The following is a 16,691-nucleotide window of genomic DNA, read 5'->3' as shown; positions in this document are numbered from 1 at the left end:
TGCCGAATTCGCAGGTAGAGTTAGTTAATCGTTTTTTACAGAGCATCGATCAAGCGATCGATGCTCTTTGCTATTTTCTCCAGAACATACTTCACAGTTTTTGACCTGCGTCAAAGTAACCCTCCGAAATATCACTTACACTAAAGCCATGAAAGGGAATCAATTAAAATGAGGAGGTTGTTGAAATGACAACAAAAACTTATCAATTAGAAACAGTAACATGCCCTAGCTGCATCGTAAAAATCGAAGGAATGCTCAAGAAAATCAGCGGTATTCATACATCTGAAGTTATGTTCAACTCTTCAAAAGTTAAGGTCAACTTTGATGAATCTCTGGTCTCTTCAGAAGACATCAAGGGCAGAATCGATAAATTAGGCTACAAGGTTCTCGGAGAAAAATAAAAGAAACGGAGTGCTTGCCATGAAAATCACTAAGGGTCAGATCGCATTACTGTCGGGTTCACTTGCAACTGCTTCATTTCTACTGAAGGAACTGCTAGGATACCAAGCGATTACGGTCATTCTTATGTTAGCAACAACTGTAGTAGCAGGCACCCCTATTTTTAAAAAGGCTGCAGGGGCCCTAAGATACCGAGTAGTAGGAATTGATGCGCTTGTGACTATAGCCGTTATCGGGGCAGTCATGATCGGGGAGTATTGGGAAGCTGCGGCAGTAACCTTCTTATTCATGCTAGGAGACTATTTGGAGTCTAGAACCATCGACAAGACCCGTTCTTCTATTAAGTCACTGCTTGATCTCGCACCAGATAAGACCAGAGTCATCAGAAACGGGAATGAAGTTGAGCTTATGCCTGAAGAAGTCATCCCAGGAGATATCGTCCTAGTTAAGCCAGGCGAGAAAATATCCATCGACGGTACGATCACCGAGGGCTCAGCATATATCAATCAGGCTGCGATTACCGGCGAATCGATCCCGGTCAACCGCAGCATAGACGAGAACGTATTCTCAGGGACTGTCATTGAATCGGGCTATTTGATGATTAGAGCTGAGAGGGTTGGAGATGACACCACTTTCGTAAGAATTTTGCAGATGGTTGAGGAAGCGCAGGATAAAAAAGCAAAAACGCAAAAATTTCTGGAGAAGTTCTCCCGTTACTATACACCAGCCATTATTTTGTTAACCATTATCACGTTTCTCCTTACAAGGGATATCCATCTGTCCCTGACCTTGTTAGTCATCGCGTGCCCAGGCGCGCTTGTTATATCGACCCCTGTCTCCATCGTCGCTGGAATCGGGAATGGCGCTAAGCATGGGGTATTAGTAAAGGGCGGAGAAATCATGGAGAAGCTGGGTACAGTTAAGGCTGTAGCCTTTGATAAAACCGGAACCTTAACGGTCGGCAAACCGAGTGTTACTCACATGAAAGCCTATGGAACCAGTGAAGATGAGCTATTGCGAATTGCCGCAATTGGCGAAGCTTATTCAGAGCACCCGTTAGGAAGGGCCATCCTCTCCAAAGCCACAGAGAAGTTCGGCCTTGTCACGGAAATACCGGAAAAAGTTGAAATCATCACAGGACAAGGCATTAAATTCACACGAAACGATGAAGAGTACTATATAGGCAACAGAAGGCTGTTTGAGGACCACAGAATTAGTCTGGCTATCCTGGAGGATGATCTTGAATCCGAAGAGGAAAAGGGACAAACCGTAGTTATCGTAGGCTGCAATAAAAGGGTTATTGGTATAATAGCGATAGCAGATATGGTTAGGGAGGATGCTAGAAACTTAGTGTCTAACCTTAAATCCTTAGGCGTCAAAAAAGTAATTATGCTGACGGGTGATAATCAGAAAGCCGCTAAGGCAATCGCTAAGGAAGTTGGGCTAGATGAATATTATAGTGAGCTCCTTCCTGAAGATAAGGTGACTGTCCTAAATCAACTTCAAGAGAAATATGGAAAGGTCGCTATGATTGGCGACGGGGTTAATGATGCGCCTGCGCTGGCCCAAGCAGACCTAGGCATTGCGATTGGCGGCGCCGGAGCGGATGTTGCCATGGAGACGGCTGATGTCGTGCTCATGTCTCAGGAAATCGAGAAGCTCTCTTATGCTATGGGGTTAAGTCGTGCGACTGTGCGCAATATGAAACAGAATATTACTTTTGCGATTATGGTAGCAGCCTTGTTGCTAGCAGGTATATTCATCAAAACCGTTAATCTTTCCTTCGGCATGCTTGTGCATGAAGCGTCTGTATTGTTAGTCATCATCAATGCCACTCGACTATTGAGATTCGGAAAATCGAAAATAAAGAAAACTATGGCGATATAATGATATCACTGGAGGGGTCTTACATGAATAACTGCTCCCACGCGCAGAATCACGCGAATTGTATTGTAAGTGTGCCTATATTCGGCGGCCTGAACCATGAGGAGATGCTGGAAATTGCCTATATTACGTCAGCGCGAACCTTTAAAAAGGGTGAAATGATATATATGGCCGGTGATATGAGCGGAAAACTACATGTTCTGCATACCGGCAAAGTGAAGGTATCCAGGTTCAATCCAAATGGCAAGGAACAGGTCATTCGCGTGATCGGCCCGGGAGAATTCATGGGTGAGTTCTCTCTGTTCAGCTCTGTGCCGTTAACAGACAATGCGGAGGCATTAGAAACCTCGACCATGTGCATTATTGAAGGATCAAAATTAATGGAGCTGATGGGCAAATACCCTACAATCGCTTTTAAAGTAATGGATGTACTGAGCAAACGTCTGGAAAAGGCGGAGAACCTGATCGAGGAGATCAGTCTTACTTCCGTAGAACAACGAGTAGCCGGAGCTTTATTAACCTCAGCCGATGTGAAGGGAAATATTGTTCTGGGCATGAAAAAAGGCGACTTCGCTTCTCAACTAGGCATGAGCCAGGAAACTTTGAGTAGAAAATTAGCTGCATTTCAAGATGAGGGGATTATTGAATTAATCGGTCATAAAAAAATTAAAATTCTCGACATCGCCGGGTTATCAAGCAAAAGGGACACCGCGATTAACGATGCCCCTTCTTGATTTATGAGTTATCAGCTAAGCACTACTAGACATACTAGAGAGCTGTTATTCATACCGCAGTGACTCAATCGGATGCAGCTTAGAGGCTTTATTGGCCGGGTATAGACCGAAGAAGATACCTACTGCAGCGGAGAAGCCAAAGGCCAGTGCCATCGCCCAAACACTCACTACGAATGGCCAGCCGGTGACCATGGCAAATATGAAGGCGATAAGCAGCCCTAACAGTGCTCCGAGCGCCCCGCCGATAAAGGACAGGATAACCGCTTCAATCATAAATTGCACCATAATCGTCCCCGGTGTAGCGCCGATAGCTTTGCGAATTCCGATCTCCCTCGTACGTTCCGTCACCGATACCAACATAATGTTCATGACCCCGATACCGCCAACCAGCAAGGAGATACCCGCTATAGAACCAATGATCGTCTGCAAAATACTAAAGGTACTGGACACCATCTGCTCAGCTTCTTTCCCTGTCTGAGATAAATATTGCCCGACATCGGTATTGTTCTTCTTGGCGAACCAGGTCTTAACATCATTCACGGTCTGATCCATGTTATCCGGTGATGAGGCGAGAACCTCAATCATACCTAGACGTATATTATCCCCGTCTTCCCCCCTCGGCATGGTGGTAATGGGAGCATAGCCCGTATAACGTTCTCCCTCCATCCCGCTCAGAATGTTCTCCTGCGGCTTGTATACGCCAATTATTCGATAAGTTCCGGTCGAAGAGACAAGCTTTCTTCCAACCGCACCAGGTTCAGAACCGAATGCTTTCGTCGCGTATTTACTATCAACAATAATGACTTTCTGACGGCCCCTCTCTTCCTGAGAGTTGAAAAATCTGCCGGCAACGATATCGAGATTCATCATCTTCGTCATGTCCGACTTCGTCGCGGTGATGGAGAATCTGAGCTCTTCATTCTTCAGCTTCGTCGTTGCCGAATAAGTAGCCGAAGAGGAGACATATCTAACCCCTGGCAGCTTGGCGACCTCATTTAGATCCCTGAGGCGAATCTCAACATCCGCCCCGGTTGAGCCACTAGAATAATTGTTATAGACGACAAAATATCCGTCCTTATAGCTTGATACAGTGGAAATAATCGATTTCTGGCCAGCCTGTCCGATCGACACTACAGTAACGACAGCGGCGACACCGAACACAATCCCGATCATCGTCAGAAAAGAACGCAGCTTATTGATTCGAAGATTGTCCAGGGCAATAAGGATACTCTCCCAAATACTCATGAACTCACACTTCCTTTGCGCGTATCCTTAAGCAGCTTGCCATCGCCGAAGAGAAGCACACGATCAGCATGTTCAGCAATATCGGGCTCATGGGTAACAAGTACGATCGTCGTTCCTTCCGCATGAATTTGTTTAAATAAATCCATAATCTCATAGGATGATTTTGTATCCAGATTACCGGTCGGTTCATCAGCTAATAGAATCGGTGCCTTCATCGTTAACGCACGGGCAATAGCGACGCGCTGCTTCTGCCCGCCAGAGAGCTCGGTTGGACGATGCTTCACGCGCTCCGCAAGGCCAACCCTAGCCAACAACTCCATCGCTCTCTCATTTCTGGTCTCCCGGGGAATACCTGCATACATCATGGGGAGCATGACATTTTGCAGCACCGTCTGCCGCCCGAGTAGATTAAAGCTCTGAAATACAAAGCCGATCTTCTGATTCCGTACTCTGGACAGCTGGTCCTCATTCAGCGTATGAACCTCCTGCCCGTCCAGATTGTAGCTGCCTGATGTCGGGACATCGAGACAACCGATAATATTCATCAACGTAGACTTCCCCGAACCCGAAGAACCCATAATCGCTACGAATTCTCCACGCTCCACCTGTAAATTGACCGGGCTGAGTGCCTGAACCTCGAGGGAACCATTTTTATAAACCTTGGAGATGTCCGTCAAAGTAATCATTCGACCTTCACCTTATCGCCATCCCGAAGCTGATCCGCGCCTCCCACGACCACTCGGTCTCCCTTGGAGACCCCTGTAGTGATTTCGACCTGCTCGTCTCCCTCTTTACCGATCTTTACGATCGATTTGACGGCTTTATCTCCCTCAATCTTAAATACGTAGACTTCCTCGCCTTCATATTTCACAGCTTCGATTGGGACGAGAACACGAGTCTTGTCCGGTATTTCCATCTCAATAGCCACATTATAGCCGGGACGCAGCTCCGCGGCCTTATCCGTAAGTGTAACCTCCATTTCAACGGAAGCGTCCTTGGAGGTCTTGTCATTCAACACGGCAGTCGGGGATAGATAAGTAACATCTCCATGATATGTACCCGAGATCGATTCACCGGTCACAACTGCCTTCATTCCCATGGCAACCTTGCCTGAATCTAGCTCCGTCAGATTAGCCTTAACTTTAAAGGAAGACAGATCGGCTAAGGTTACGAGTTGACTGCCCTCAGGCATAAGCTGCCCCTCTTTGACCGATACCAGTGTCACTATACCGCCCGCCGAGGCATATACCGTGCTGTTGTTCATCTGCTTCTCTAAGGAAGAGATCGTCAATTGGCTGCTGCGGATTCTTAGATCATAGGAGGTTAAGTCCAACTCCTCGACCGTCTGATCAGAATCCTCTGCCACCTGCTGCTTGAATTTATCAAAGTGCTGCTTTTTAGCAGCGAGTCTCTCCGCTTCTGTAAGCTGCAGACTAATCTTTTCCTTCTCCAGTTGTTCCTTCACGGCGTCAATCTTAAGCGTCAACAGCGGCTGGCCTTCGGTAACAGTGTCCCCTTCTTTTACCTTAAGCGCTTGAACAACGCCACCTACCGGCGAGAAAATCTCAACCGACTTGATCGGCTCCAGTCTGCCATTCGTATAGATCTGCTCAACGATATGGCCTTCCGTTACCTCAGCCACCTTTACACTTTCTGTACGATTCAGCCCTCTCAAATTGGCAAGTACAAGTACCACAAGAACAAGCCCTAATACAACACCCCATACCCACTTCTTCTTCAACAAGACAACCCCACTCCCATCCTCTATCTATTATCAAACTAACAACAAGGAACCAAAAGAAAAGATAAGCCAAGTAATTACGATCCACACCGCCACTTGCTTCTTAGGGCGGTTCATCATAACAGATGCACCAATGATATATAAGATCAGAGTCCAAATACTAAATGGATTAATGACAGACAGCATCTTGTACAATAGGCTGCCTTTATCTTGAATAAACGCCCCTAGGCTGATCGACACGTCCGTTAAAGTCTGAGCGTTCGCAATCTTAAGCAAAATACCCGTTAAAATCCCGTTAATCATACCAGGCAAAGCAGAAAAGGCCGCAACAGTAACCAATTGCATATATTTCGCTTCCCCGCGAACAATCAAATTCAGCAGCATGAACAGAAGGCCACCAACGAACAATAGCATAACGATAGATAAAACGGCCATTACATAGCTAGTTATCCTGCTTCCAGCAAGTACAGAATCATAAGCATCCGAAGAAATCTGAGGATTACTCTTCAGACTATCAAGCACCGTTTGTTCTATGATCGGCATTTGCAGGTAGACTACTAGACACGACAGCACTATTAGCACAATCATGCATGTTAGCCAAGCCAACTTACTGCTTTTAAGTCTTTGGAAAGTAATTTCCGGCGAAACAAAAATCGTAAACAAATTTCCCAACTAAAACCCTCCCATTTTTAAAATTGTCGGTCAACCGTTGTATATGTATGTATTGTTACATCCTATCTATATGTACGATGATACCACTCCTAAGGATTCATGTATTGGATATTTTTATCACAAAAAAAACCTCCAGAGCCGCCCCGTACCGCAAAAGATACGGGATATTCTCTGGAGGTAGTAGCTTATTACGGAAAGCTTATCGTTTATTGCCGTTCAAATTCCGCGATCATCTCGGCAATCACATCGTCCGGCGAACGGTCGATCAACCAGGTTTGGCCAAACATCTGGAAGATCTTAATGGCTGGGAAGTCGCCCCAGAAGCCGATGAACACATCGTCCAGGATCACTTGCTCGCTGACATGCTTGTTCATCTCCGCAAGATAAGCCTCAAAGATAGTCTTCGCCTTCGGTGTGTTGATCCAGTCGTTGAGCAGGCTGAACTTGTGGAAAGAGATTGGCTCCAGACCGAAGTCGCAATGGATACGCTCACGCAAGCGAATGTCTCGGGAAGAACTACCGATCACAATTTGGAAGTAACCCGTCTCTGCCACCCATTTGTTGTATTTCGTGTTGTAGTAAGCGAAGTCGCGTTCCTCTAGCACGAAATGAACCTGCTGCTTCTCACCTGGTGCGAGCGCAATCTTCGTAAATGCCTTGAGCTCCTTCTGCGGACGGTTCCAGCTGCACTCTTCATCGTGGATATAGAGCTGTACAACCTCTTTACCGAACATCGTCCCGGTATTCTCTACGAAGAAGGCGACATTCACATGCTCGCCTTGCTGAACGGCCTTCAGATCAGAATAGGCGAAAGTCGTATACGACAAGCCATGTCCGAATGGGAATTGTGGCGCCAACTCCTTACGGTCGTAGTAACGATAACCAATCGAAAGTCCTTCGCGATAGTAGAGCTTGCCGTTCTCACCGCGAATCCGCATATGCGCCGGGTTGTCGGACAGCTTAACTGGGAAGGTCTCCGACAGTTTACCGGACGGATTGACATGTCCGAACAGAATATCGGCAATCGCCTTACCGCTGCCTTGGCCTGTCAGCCAGGAATGGAGCACACCAGGTACATACTGAATCCAAGAATTCATTGCCAGTGCTGATCCGCTGCTAGTGACGACGATGCAATGAGGCTGAACCTCTGTCACTGCCTTGATTAGCTTCTGCTGATGAAGAGGCAGCTCGATGGTCTCCAGATCATGCATTTCCGATTCAACGTACTCCGGCTGACCGACGAACAGGACAGCAACGTCTGCAGATGCCGCAAGCGCCGCGCTCTCTTGGATCATCTGCTCATTGATGCGGTCATCCTGCGGATATCCATCAGCATAGACCAGATCAACCTTATCTCCTACAATGTTCTTCAGTTCATCCCACGGAATATCAACGCGTGTCGGCGTTACTCTCGCACTACCCGCTCCCTGAATTCTTGGCTGCTTCGCAAACGTTCCAATAACAGCCATTTTGGACATTTTCTCGGAGTCCAACGGCAGAATGCTATTATCATTCTTCAGCAATACGATACTCTCTGCAGCAGCCCGGCGCGCCAATTCATGATAATCTACATTCGCAGGTGCCGATTCAACATTCGCTTCCTTGACCTTACGGACAAGTTCAATAATACGACCAGCGGATTTATCAACGACCGCTTCATCCAATTTGCCCTCTTGAACGGCCTTCACAATCGCCTTCGTATTGTAGTAAGCCGGACCCGGCATCTCCAGATCCAGGCCTGCAGCCAAACCGCGAATCCGGTCATTAACAGCAGTCCAGTCAGAAATGACAACCCCTTCATAGCCCCATTCCTCACGCAAAATATCGTTCAACAAATGCTCGTTCTCACTCGTATAGGAACCATTCAGCAGATTGTAGGAGCACATGATGGTCCATGGGTTAGCTTTTTTCACGATACGCTCGAAGGCAGCCAGATAAATCTCGCGTAATGTCCGCTCATCGATCTCGGAGCTTGTAACGATCTTCTCGAATTCCTGATTGTTCCCGGCAAAGTGCTTCAACGAAGCGCCGACGCCTTGACTCTGCAATCCATTGATAAGCGCGGCTCCAAGCTCGCCCGTTAGGAACGGGTCCTCCGAATAATATTCAAAGTTCCGGCCACCGAGCGGAGTACGCTTCATGTTGATCCCTGGCCCTAAGAGCAGGTCAACCTCCATCTCACGTCCTTCTACCCCCAGGGCTACACCAAGTTCTTGTAGAAGGTCCGTGTTCCAGGACGAACCGATTGCAGAACCCGTTGGATAACAGGTGGCAGGAATATTCTCGCCAGTAATGCCCATCTCTTCGTTGCTGTTCGTCTTACGGATTCCGTTCGTGCCATCATACATTTGAAGAGCGGGAATCCCGTGCTGTTCGAAGCCCTTCGTCATCCACATATTTAGTCCGGCGCAGATGGCCGCCTTCTCTTCCAAAGTCATAGCCGCGAGTAGTTCTTGTGTTGGTCTCATCCTTATCTCTCCTTATTCCGATTTTGATCACGAAGTGAGTCAAGAAGTATATTCGACATCGAATCTTGAATTCAGCCGGGCCTAAGCAAATGCTTCCGAAGTCGTTTTCTACGAAAACGTATAGCCCCGCTCCTCAGTCCCTAGCTTCATCCAACTGAAGCGTTTCGAAGAAACGCACATCGGAAGCATAAGCTTCGGTGCTGAAAATCGGTTTATGATCACATATTTTGGTTTATTCAGCGGCAGCTAGCTGCTCCTTCTTAAGCTCTTGCTTGTCGTACACTTTGAAGAACGGGAACCAGACGATGAACATCTGAAGCAATACGATCGCCAGGAGCACGACGCCCTTGAACCCGGTCAAGATGTACGTGGAGATCCCGATCGGTGTATACCAGAGCTGGAACACTTTACTTGGAATGTCTACAAGTCCAAGATTAAGCACGATGTAGACGATAACCGGCGTAATAATACCGTTGATCCACATCGGGATCATCAGGATCGGATTAAAAGCGACCGGAGCTCCGTAAATGACCGGCTCATTGATATTGAACAGCGAAGGTACGATCGTTGCTTTCCCGATTGACTTTAGCTTCTTCGACTTCGCGAACAGGAACCAAACAATCAGTGGCAGAGTCGCCCCGAGACCGCCAACGCCGACCCAGCCGGAGAAGAATGTCTCGAATGTGTTAATATTGACCGGCTCCAAGCCTTGAGCCACGAGCGAGGCGTTCTGTTCAATCGCTGGAATCCAGATCGAATAGAAGATTGGAGTCATGACCCACGGGCTGACACCGAAGGAATAGAGCAGAACTCCGATAAAGTTGAACAGGACAAAGCCAATCAGGGTTTGGCTAATCTTTTGCAGTGGGTTGAAAATGTCTACAATCAGCGCGAACATATCAAAATGCAATTGGTAGATCAGAATCCAGCCGATCACGAGAACCAGAGCAATCGGAACGAGGAAATCAAACCAGTCCTTAATAAATTCAGGGAGTGTCGTATTTTTCTTGAAGAAAGAGAATCGGTTAAAGACGTTAAATATAACAGCCACAAATGCCCCCACCAAAAGAGCAGTAACCATCCCCGAAGGTCCGAAGCGTTCAAGGACGAATTGTACCGTTCCGTCGTCACTGAAGGTCGGCTTTAGCAGCATCATGAACAAGGATAAGCCGGTTGCGCCTGCAATGAGCTTGATCTTATCGTGACCCTTCTTCTGCATGACGGTATATGGTGTCAGAAAAGCAATAAAGATTCCAAGCAACCCGAAGCTGAACGTCGTAATTGGCGACAAATCAGGCATGCCTGGGATGAAGTCATTCAGAATGGACACTAATGTTATCAATGAACCAATGAAGATCATCGGCAAGGCCACCATTATCGCTTCCTGAATGGAATCGACCCAGACATTCTTCGTAAATGCTTCTAATCGTGGCGCGAAATTCTCTTCCATCCACTTCATTAGACGTTGCATTATGATTCCCCCTATATCGTTATAGCTTGGTATTGATTACTTACATGCTCATTATAAACAAGCGCTGATAGCGCTTTCTTGTTGTTCCTTGTCCTGTGCAGGTGTGTTTTTTGTTGTGTTCGCAGTCCGCTTTCTAGTCTGATACAAACCAAGTCCAGCTATGCAGCAAAAAACACCTCTTCGACAAAATAAGAATTCTGTTGCCATCACGGGTTAGCTAGTCCTAGTCTCTGGTAGGAGAGTATCTCCTGCCGTGGATGTAGGGCTAAAACCATTCGCATGGCCGTGTTGTCATGCCTGGAAAACCACTACACTAATATTCGTCGACATACATAAGATCATGTTCAAAAAGGGTTGATTGCAACCTTATATAACAAATCGACAACCGTAAGAGCCAAATTAAAGGGAGTGGAAGGAGAAAGAATCAATGAGTGGGATAACCAAATGGGTATTCGGCAATAAGGCGGCAGCGGGGCTGCTGATCGTCTTGGCGCTTGTCGTAGGAGCGATGAGCTATACCTCTCTGCCGATGGAATTCATGCCGGAGGCCGATAATCCACAAGTAACAGTAACAACGCTTGGACCAGGACAGAATGCGCAAGCCATGGAGGAGAACGTCACCAAGCCGATTGAATCGGCTGTAGCAATGGTCAAGGGAAAGACAGAGATGATGTCTTCTTCGGGAGATGGATATGCGCAGGTGAACATCCATTTTGACTCCAAGACGAATATGAAGGATGCCGCACAGGAGGTGCAGAAGGCGGTAAATACCCTGCAGTTCCCGCAGGGAGTGATGCGGCCCTATGTGCTTCAGCTCAACACTTCCATGATTCCGGTGTCCCAATTGACACTGGCTTTCGAGAATGGGATTACCGAGGAGACGCTGGAGACCGCTGAGACGGTCATTATCCCTAAGCTGCAGAAGATTGACGGCGTCGCGAACGTGGCGCTATACGGTAAAACCTTACCACAGGTGCAAATTAAGCTTGATCCGCAGAAGATGGCCACCCATGGCGTATCCGTCGTCCAGATGACAGGGCTGCTTCAAGGCCGCAGCGTCGCGGCATCCATCGGTGAGCAGACGATTGGCGGACAGACGGGCAGCATCGGCGTCATCTCTTCGATTGACAATGTAGATACGCTGAAGGCTCTCCCAATCTCTGATGGAGTGAAGCTGCAGGATATTGCATCTGTTGAGGTCAAAGCCGATCAGGAGAGCGTCAGCCGTTCCAACGGCAAGGATGTGCTGTTCGCCATCGTGATGAAGGAAGCCAACGCTAATGCGGTAGACGTCGGCAAGAAGGTGCAAGATACCTTAGAAGACATCAACAAGAACATCAAAGGAGCCGAAGCCGAGGTCGTGATCAGCACCTCTGAAATGGTCGTCGATTCCGTCAATAGCATGATGCGGGAGGTGCTGCTCGGCGCGCTGTTTGCCACGATCATCATTCTGATCTTCCTACGCAATTTCCGCGCTACTCTGGTAACCGTCGTATCGATCCCGCTATCGTTGGCTGTTACGCTATATCTGCTGAACCTCTCGGGTGTTACCCTGAACATCATCACGCTGGGCGGGGTAGCTGTAGCCGTTGGTCGTCTGGTGGATGACAGTATCGTAGTTATCGAGAACATCTATCGCAGACTGCAAAAGGAACCTTTCTCGATTGAAATGATAATCAGTGCAACGAAAGAGGTCGCTGGTGCGATTACCGCTTCAACAATAGCAACCGTAGCGGTGTTCCTGCCGATGGGTTTGCTGCGCGGCAGCCTGCAGGCGTTCCTGCTGCCTTTTGCCCTAACGGTAACTTACTCACTACTGACTTCGCTTATCGTAGCCCTGACCGTTGTTCCGCTTCTCAGCTCGCGGCTGCTGCGGAATACGGCCATGAAGGAGCATGAACCGTCCAAATGGTTCCGTCGTTTCCTGGACTGGAACCTGAGCCGCAAGTGGGTATCCCTCTTGCTCGGCCTGATCATTCTGGTTGGCTCTATTGCTGTCTATATCAACATGCCGAAGGGAGCACTCGACGCTTCCGACGCTAGTCATATCTCGGTCAAATTGAAATATCCAAATGACACACCCGTGCCTGAGGTGCTGACCGAGGGCAAGAAGCTCGAACAAGCGATGATGAAGCTACCGGAAGCGAAGACAGTCATCATGCAGTCCGGCAACAGTGCTGACTCGGCCCAATGGGGCAGCGTAAGCTCAACGACCCTAGTTAACTTCACGATCGTCATGAAGAAGGATGCCGATACCAACGCTTTTGTGAACCAGGTTCGGGGACTTCAAGACCAATATCCCGGAGCGGTGCTGTCGGCGAGCCCGACGAGCTTCATGGGCGGAGGCTCGACCAGCGAGTATATCGATATCACGGGAGACGATCTGTCAGAGCTTACGACGGTAGCGAGCCAGGTACAGGATAAAGTAAAAGATATTGAGGGCGTCCGCAAAATATCTAGCAACATGGAGGACACGAAGCCTGTCTTCTCGTTCCGAGTAGATCCGGCCAAGGCCAACGCTCAGGAAATCATGATGCAGCTGGCCGCCGTCCTGAATCCAATTCCGCTCGGACAGATGGAGCTGAACGGCTCACCAGCGAGTGTCGTGCTAACTCCGCTCAGCGAGCCAAAATCCCAGCAGGATCTGGAGAACATCACGCTGATGACCGCTACAGGACCACAGCCGTTGTCCCAGTTGGCGAAGCTTGAGGTCCGCAACGATCCTGCTACCCTATATCGTAAAGAAGGCAAACCCTATGTACGGATCACAACAGAGGTGGACCCGAAAAAGGTATCCGAGATTGGGGCTTCTATTAAGAAGGAGACCAATACCATTACGCTTCCGGCAGGCGTAAGTCTCTATGAGGGTGGTGCTTCTGTCGACCAAGCTGGAGATTTTAAGGACTTGGGCATGACTGCAATCATCTCTATTGGCCTTGTCTACCTGATCATGGTCATTACCTTCAAGACACTGCGTGCTCCGCTGGCGATCATGTTCTCCCTACCGCTTGCGGCGATCGGCGCCGTCATTGGTCTACTGATCTCCGGTGTAACGCCAGACTTCACCGCTATATTCGGAGCGCTGATGCTGATCGGTATTGTCGTCACGAACGCGATCGTACTGATCGACCGCGTCAAGCAGAACGAGGAGCATATGACGATTCGAGAAGCGCTGCTTGAAGCGGCCAGTACGCGGATGCGGCCGATCCTGATGACGGCCATCGCAACGATTTGCGCCATGCTGCCACTCCTGTTCGGACACTCCGAGCAAGGCAGCATCGTCTCGCAGAGCTTAGCAATCGTAGTCGTTGGCGGCTTGACCGCCGCTACAGCACTTACACTGGTCATCGTACCAGTGATCTACGAGCTGTTCTTCTTCCGCCGCTCTGCCAAGCAGCGTAGACAGGCACTGAAGAAGGCGGCATAAACAGCCAGTAAGATTGCATAACGAAAAGGAGCGATCCCCCACATTACGGGGCAATCGCTCCTTTTTTGATATTTTTCATACGTATCAAAGATTTAATACTGTGGCTGTAAGCTCAGCAGCAAAATGCCATGCGGAGGCACGATATAAGTCTGCTCCAGATGCTCTGCCACAGCCGCGTCCAGCCATCCAATTTGCATCTCCGGAACACTTCTATGCTGTAAAAATTGCAGTTCTTCCTCTGTTGGATAGGTTGGCGCTCCTAAGCGAATCCACTCATCAAAGACCGATCCATGCTTGCGATCCAGTCTGTAGCTCGTCACTTTGTAGCGGCGCTCCAATCCGTCCAGCTTGAGATGGTAGGAACGGTTGCCTTTTTCCTCAAAAATAGTGTACCGGCTTGTCTCCGTCAACCCCGACCAATCACCACTGGCGAAGAGCTGATCTACATGGGCGTAGTTATACATCAGAATTTGCAGGCTTCCATTCCGGCCGCTTGTGACGATATAACCATCTCCTTGGGATAAAATCCGATCCCCCAGCTTAGCCAACAGCTCAAAAGCGTAATAACTCGGCTTCTTCAGCCCGTTGCGATTGATCAGACCGAATCCGCCGTAAAACATCGAAGCAAGCACCCGGCTCTCCTCAAATACGTCCGTAAACGACCAGAAAGCAAGCGCTCCTAATGTACTTAAAGTCTGCAGCGCATGGTGAGTGACAAACGCCCCCATAAACATCGTATCGTGAATCAAATTGCGGTCATAGAGGGAGAAGTTCCACTCCGTCATATGAAGCTCCAGCTCCGGCATAGCCGTCGCTTTCAACTTCGATCTCAGGCGCTTCACACTATCCAAGTAGAAGGTCGGCGGCATAAGCGTCGTGAGCTTGTATGCTTCTTCCTTCAAGCTAGGATATTCCGAATAGACATGGAATGAGAAGAAGTCGATTGGAGCTTGTCTATTACTGCAGTGATCGATGAATTCCTCAGCCCAGTTGTCGTTCCAGAGAGAGCCGTAGCCCAGTGCAGGCCCGCCTACGCGAAGCTGTGGGGAGATGGACTTGATCGTAAGCGCCGTCTCGACATAGAACTCGAAGTACTCTTGCTTCGATCCCGCCCAGCATACCCCGGAGAGGTCTGGCTCATTCCATACTTCGAAGTACCACGTAGATACTTCCTCCAGCCCATAACGGTTCAGGCAGTGGCGCACGAATTCATGGACAAGTGCATTCCATTTCTTCTGATCCTTCGGCGGAGCGATATGACCTCTCCATAAGAAAATCGTCTCCTTCGAACGGGCCAGAACCGAAGGCATGAAGCTTAGCGCCACATAGGGACGAACCCCTGCCTGAAGCAGGAAATCGTACAGCTTGTCTACATAGGCCCAGTTATAGATGGGCTCACCATCTTCCGTCTCCGTATACACCATCATCTCATCATTAAAAATACCGTGGAAGCGAATATGCGAGAACCCAAGCCTGGCCTGAAGCTCCAGAAACTGCGCCTGCCAATCGGCACGCAATCCCTCGACCGCCCTGCCCGCCGTGGTCAGCCAATTCCAATGCTTCTTGAACGGAGTACCCTCGTCCTGTTCGTTCATGTGAATCTCCACATGATCGGATGTAACGCTGGATACAGAGGAGGATACAGCGTTCGATTCCTGGGACGGCTCCAAATACCGGTAGAGCGATTCCATCGCTTGGATCGTATCGACTTCATAATAATCGGCACTTGGCGATTCCTCGTAGGTCAACGGTTTGCGGGCAGGATCAACAGACTTTGCTGTGGTCAGAGACTCGCGGAAAGCCCCGGGAGTCGAGTTGTATCTCTCTTTAAAATATTTATTGAACAGCTTAACGTTAGCAAAGCCGCAATCAAGGGCAATCTGCGTTATGCTGTGATTGGTGTTCATCAAGGCATCGACTGCCTTCTCTAATCGGACGGAGGTCAGATATTTCTGGAACGGAATCCCGATCTTATCGCTGAAGAAATGAGAGAAATAATGCAGGCTCAGATGCTCCTGATCAGCTATCGATTGCAGCGTAATCTTCTGGCTGTAATTACGGTCGATAAACTGAAGGACGCGGTTCAGTCGTTGATAATCGTAATCCTTGACATTCTTCTGCTTCTCCTCGGTCATCACCATCGAGAAATAGCGCATCAGATGTCCGGCCAACATATATAGTAGACCCAATGAATAATTCCGGCTGCCTTGCGTCTTCTTGCTTGCTTCCCAGGCCATCTGGGCTAGATAGTGGCGGATGCGATCATACATCTCCTGATTCTTCGATGTCTGATACAGCGAATTACAGGCCACCACTCGCTGCTCATCTAGCAGTTCCGGGTTAAATTGCAATGTAAGTAGAACGTTGTCCTGATTCGTACGCTCAATCTGATGAACGGACATACTATTCACGACGATAATATCGTCCTGTTTCAGTTCATAGCTGCGCTGATCCACATGGATCGTAATCCAACCCTGTAGGACATAGATAATCTCCACTTCCTTATGCCAATGAAAAGGAACATACGCCACGCTGTTCACGAACAGCCTGATCGGCAGATCCTCTTGATAGTCGATAAATTCGTAGAAATAGCTCATTGGCAAGGACCCCTTTTCTGAAAAATATGGTTCCGTTGGTTTGCTGCGAAATG

At 48.6% G+C, this 16,691-nt stretch carries 11 protein-coding genes; 4 read left to right on the top strand and 7 right to left on the bottom strand.

Features of this window, described 5'->3' with window-relative positions; genetic code table 11:
• Window positions 1–185 precede the first annotated feature (185 nt).
• From EI981_RS01795 to EI981_RS01785, 3 genes are read left to right on the top strand one after another with little or no spacing between them, the layout of a single operon-like run.
• On the top strand, window positions 186–401 hold the full coding sequence (locus EI981_RS01795; RefSeq protein ID WP_126994887.1) for a heavy-metal-associated domain-containing protein: 216 nt from the start codon (window positions 186–188) through the stop codon (window positions 399–401).
• Window positions 402–420: 19 nt separating this feature from the next.
• The gene (locus tag EI981_RS01790; protein WP_126994885.1) at window positions 421–2,286 is read left to right on the top strand and encodes a heavy metal translocating P-type ATPase; all 1,866 of its coding nucleotides are present in this window, start codon (window positions 421–423) and stop codon (window positions 2,284–2,286) included.
• Window positions 2,287–2,309: 23 nt separating this feature from the next.
• On the top strand, window positions 2,310–3,017 hold the full coding sequence (locus EI981_RS01785) for a Crp/Fnr family transcriptional regulator (RefSeq protein WP_126994883.1): 708 nt from the start codon (window positions 2,310–2,312) through the stop codon (window positions 3,015–3,017).
• Window positions 3,018–3,062: 45 nt separating this feature from the next.
• On the opposite strand, the gene EI981_RS01780 is transcribed toward EI981_RS01785, so the two are convergent.
• The 6 genes from EI981_RS01780 to EI981_RS01755 all read right to left on the bottom strand — a co-directional run bounded on the left by EI981_RS01780 (window position 3,063) and on the right by EI981_RS01755 (window position 10,614).
• Window positions 3,063–4,262, bottom strand: a complete 1,200-nt coding sequence (locus EI981_RS01780; protein ID WP_126994881.1) for an ABC transporter permease — start codon at window positions 4,260–4,262, stop codon at window positions 3,063–3,065.
• Complete coding sequence (locus EI981_RS01775) at window positions 4,259–4,948, bottom strand: ABC transporter ATP-binding protein (protein WP_126994879.1); 690 nt, start codon at window positions 4,946–4,948, stop codon at window positions 4,259–4,261. The genes EI981_RS01780 and EI981_RS01775 overlap by 4 nt, the downstream gene beginning before the upstream one ends.
• Entirely contained in the window at window positions 4,945–6,006 is a 1,062-nt protein-coding gene (locus EI981_RS01770) for an efflux RND transporter periplasmic adaptor subunit (RefSeq protein WP_126994877.1), read from the bottom strand. The genes EI981_RS01775 and EI981_RS01770 overlap by 4 nt, the downstream gene beginning before the upstream one ends.
• Window positions 6,007–6,036: 30 nt before the next feature.
• On the bottom strand, window positions 6,037–6,675 hold the full coding sequence (locus EI981_RS01765) for a YIP1 family protein (protein ID WP_126994875.1): 639 nt from the start codon (window positions 6,673–6,675) through the stop codon (window positions 6,037–6,039).
• A gap of 206 nt (window positions 6,676–6,881) precedes the next feature.
• On the bottom strand, window positions 6,882–9,143 hold the full coding sequence (locus tag EI981_RS01760; RefSeq protein ID WP_126994873.1) for a beta-glucosidase family protein: 2,262 nt from the start codon (window positions 9,141–9,143) through the stop codon (window positions 6,882–6,884).
• A gap of 232 nt (window positions 9,144–9,375) precedes the next feature.
• On the bottom strand, window positions 9,376–10,614 hold the full coding sequence (locus EI981_RS01755) for a PTS sugar transporter subunit IIC (RefSeq protein WP_126994871.1): 1,239 nt from the start codon (window positions 10,612–10,614) through the stop codon (window positions 9,376–9,378).
• Between the two features lie 427 nt (window positions 10,615–11,041).
• On the opposite strand from EI981_RS01755, the gene EI981_RS01750 reads away from it, so the two are divergent.
• A complete protein-coding gene (locus tag EI981_RS01750; protein ID WP_126994869.1) occupies window positions 11,042–14,041 on the top strand; it encodes an efflux RND transporter permease subunit in 3,000 nt (999 codons plus the stop codon).
• Window positions 14,042–14,133: 92 nt separating this feature from the next.
• Here EI981_RS01750 and EI981_RS01745 read toward each other — a convergent pair whose 3' ends face one another.
• The gene (locus EI981_RS01745; protein WP_126994867.1) at window positions 14,134–16,638 is read right to left on the bottom strand and encodes a GH39 family glycosyl hydrolase; all 2,505 of its coding nucleotides are present in this window, start codon (window positions 16,636–16,638) and stop codon (window positions 14,134–14,136) included.
• Between the last annotated feature and the right edge of the window lie 53 nt (window positions 16,639–16,691).

The sequence above is a fragment of the Paenibacillus lutimineralis genome, assembly GCF_003991425.1.
GTDB classification, from domain to species: domain Bacteria; phylum Bacillota; class Bacilli; order Paenibacillales; family Paenibacillaceae; genus Fontibacillus; species Fontibacillus lutimineralis.
The sequence above is the reverse complement of the archived record's forward strand: the minus strand, read 5'-3'. Positions and strand labels throughout refer to the sequence as shown.

Excerpts from the sequence above, each read along its gene's own strand:
- EI981_RS01795 (WP_126994887.1), top strand. The coding sequence starts at position 186 with ATGACAACAAAAACTTATCAATTAGAAACAGTAACATGCCCTAGCTGC.
- EI981_RS01790 (WP_126994885.1), top strand. The coding sequence starts at position 421 with ATGAAAATCACTAAGGGTCAGATCGCATTACTGTCGGGTTCACTTGCA.
- EI981_RS01785 (WP_126994883.1), top strand. The coding sequence starts at position 2,310 with ATGAATAACTGCTCCCACGCGCAGAATCACGCGAATTGTATTGTAAGT.
- EI981_RS01780 (WP_126994881.1), bottom strand. The coding sequence starts at position 4,262 with ATGAGTATTTGGGAGAGTATCCTTATTGCCCTGGACAATCTTCGAATC.
- EI981_RS01775 (WP_126994879.1), bottom strand. The coding sequence starts at position 4,948 with ATGATTACTTTGACGGACATCTCCAAGGTTTATAAAAATGGTTCCCTC.
- EI981_RS01760 (WP_126994873.1), bottom strand. The coding sequence starts at position 9,143 with ATGAGACCAACACAAGAACTACTCGCGGCTATGACTTTGGAAGAGAAG.
- EI981_RS01755 (WP_126994871.1), bottom strand. The coding sequence starts at position 10,614 with ATGCAACGTCTAATGAAGTGGATGGAAGAGAATTTCGCGCCACGATTA.
- EI981_RS01750 (WP_126994869.1), top strand. The coding sequence starts at position 11,042 with ATGAGTGGGATAACCAAATGGGTATTCGGCAATAAGGCGGCAGCGGGG.
- EI981_RS01745 (WP_126994867.1), bottom strand. The coding sequence starts at position 16,638 with ATGAGCTATTTCTACGAATTTATCGACTATCAAGAGGATCTGCCGATC.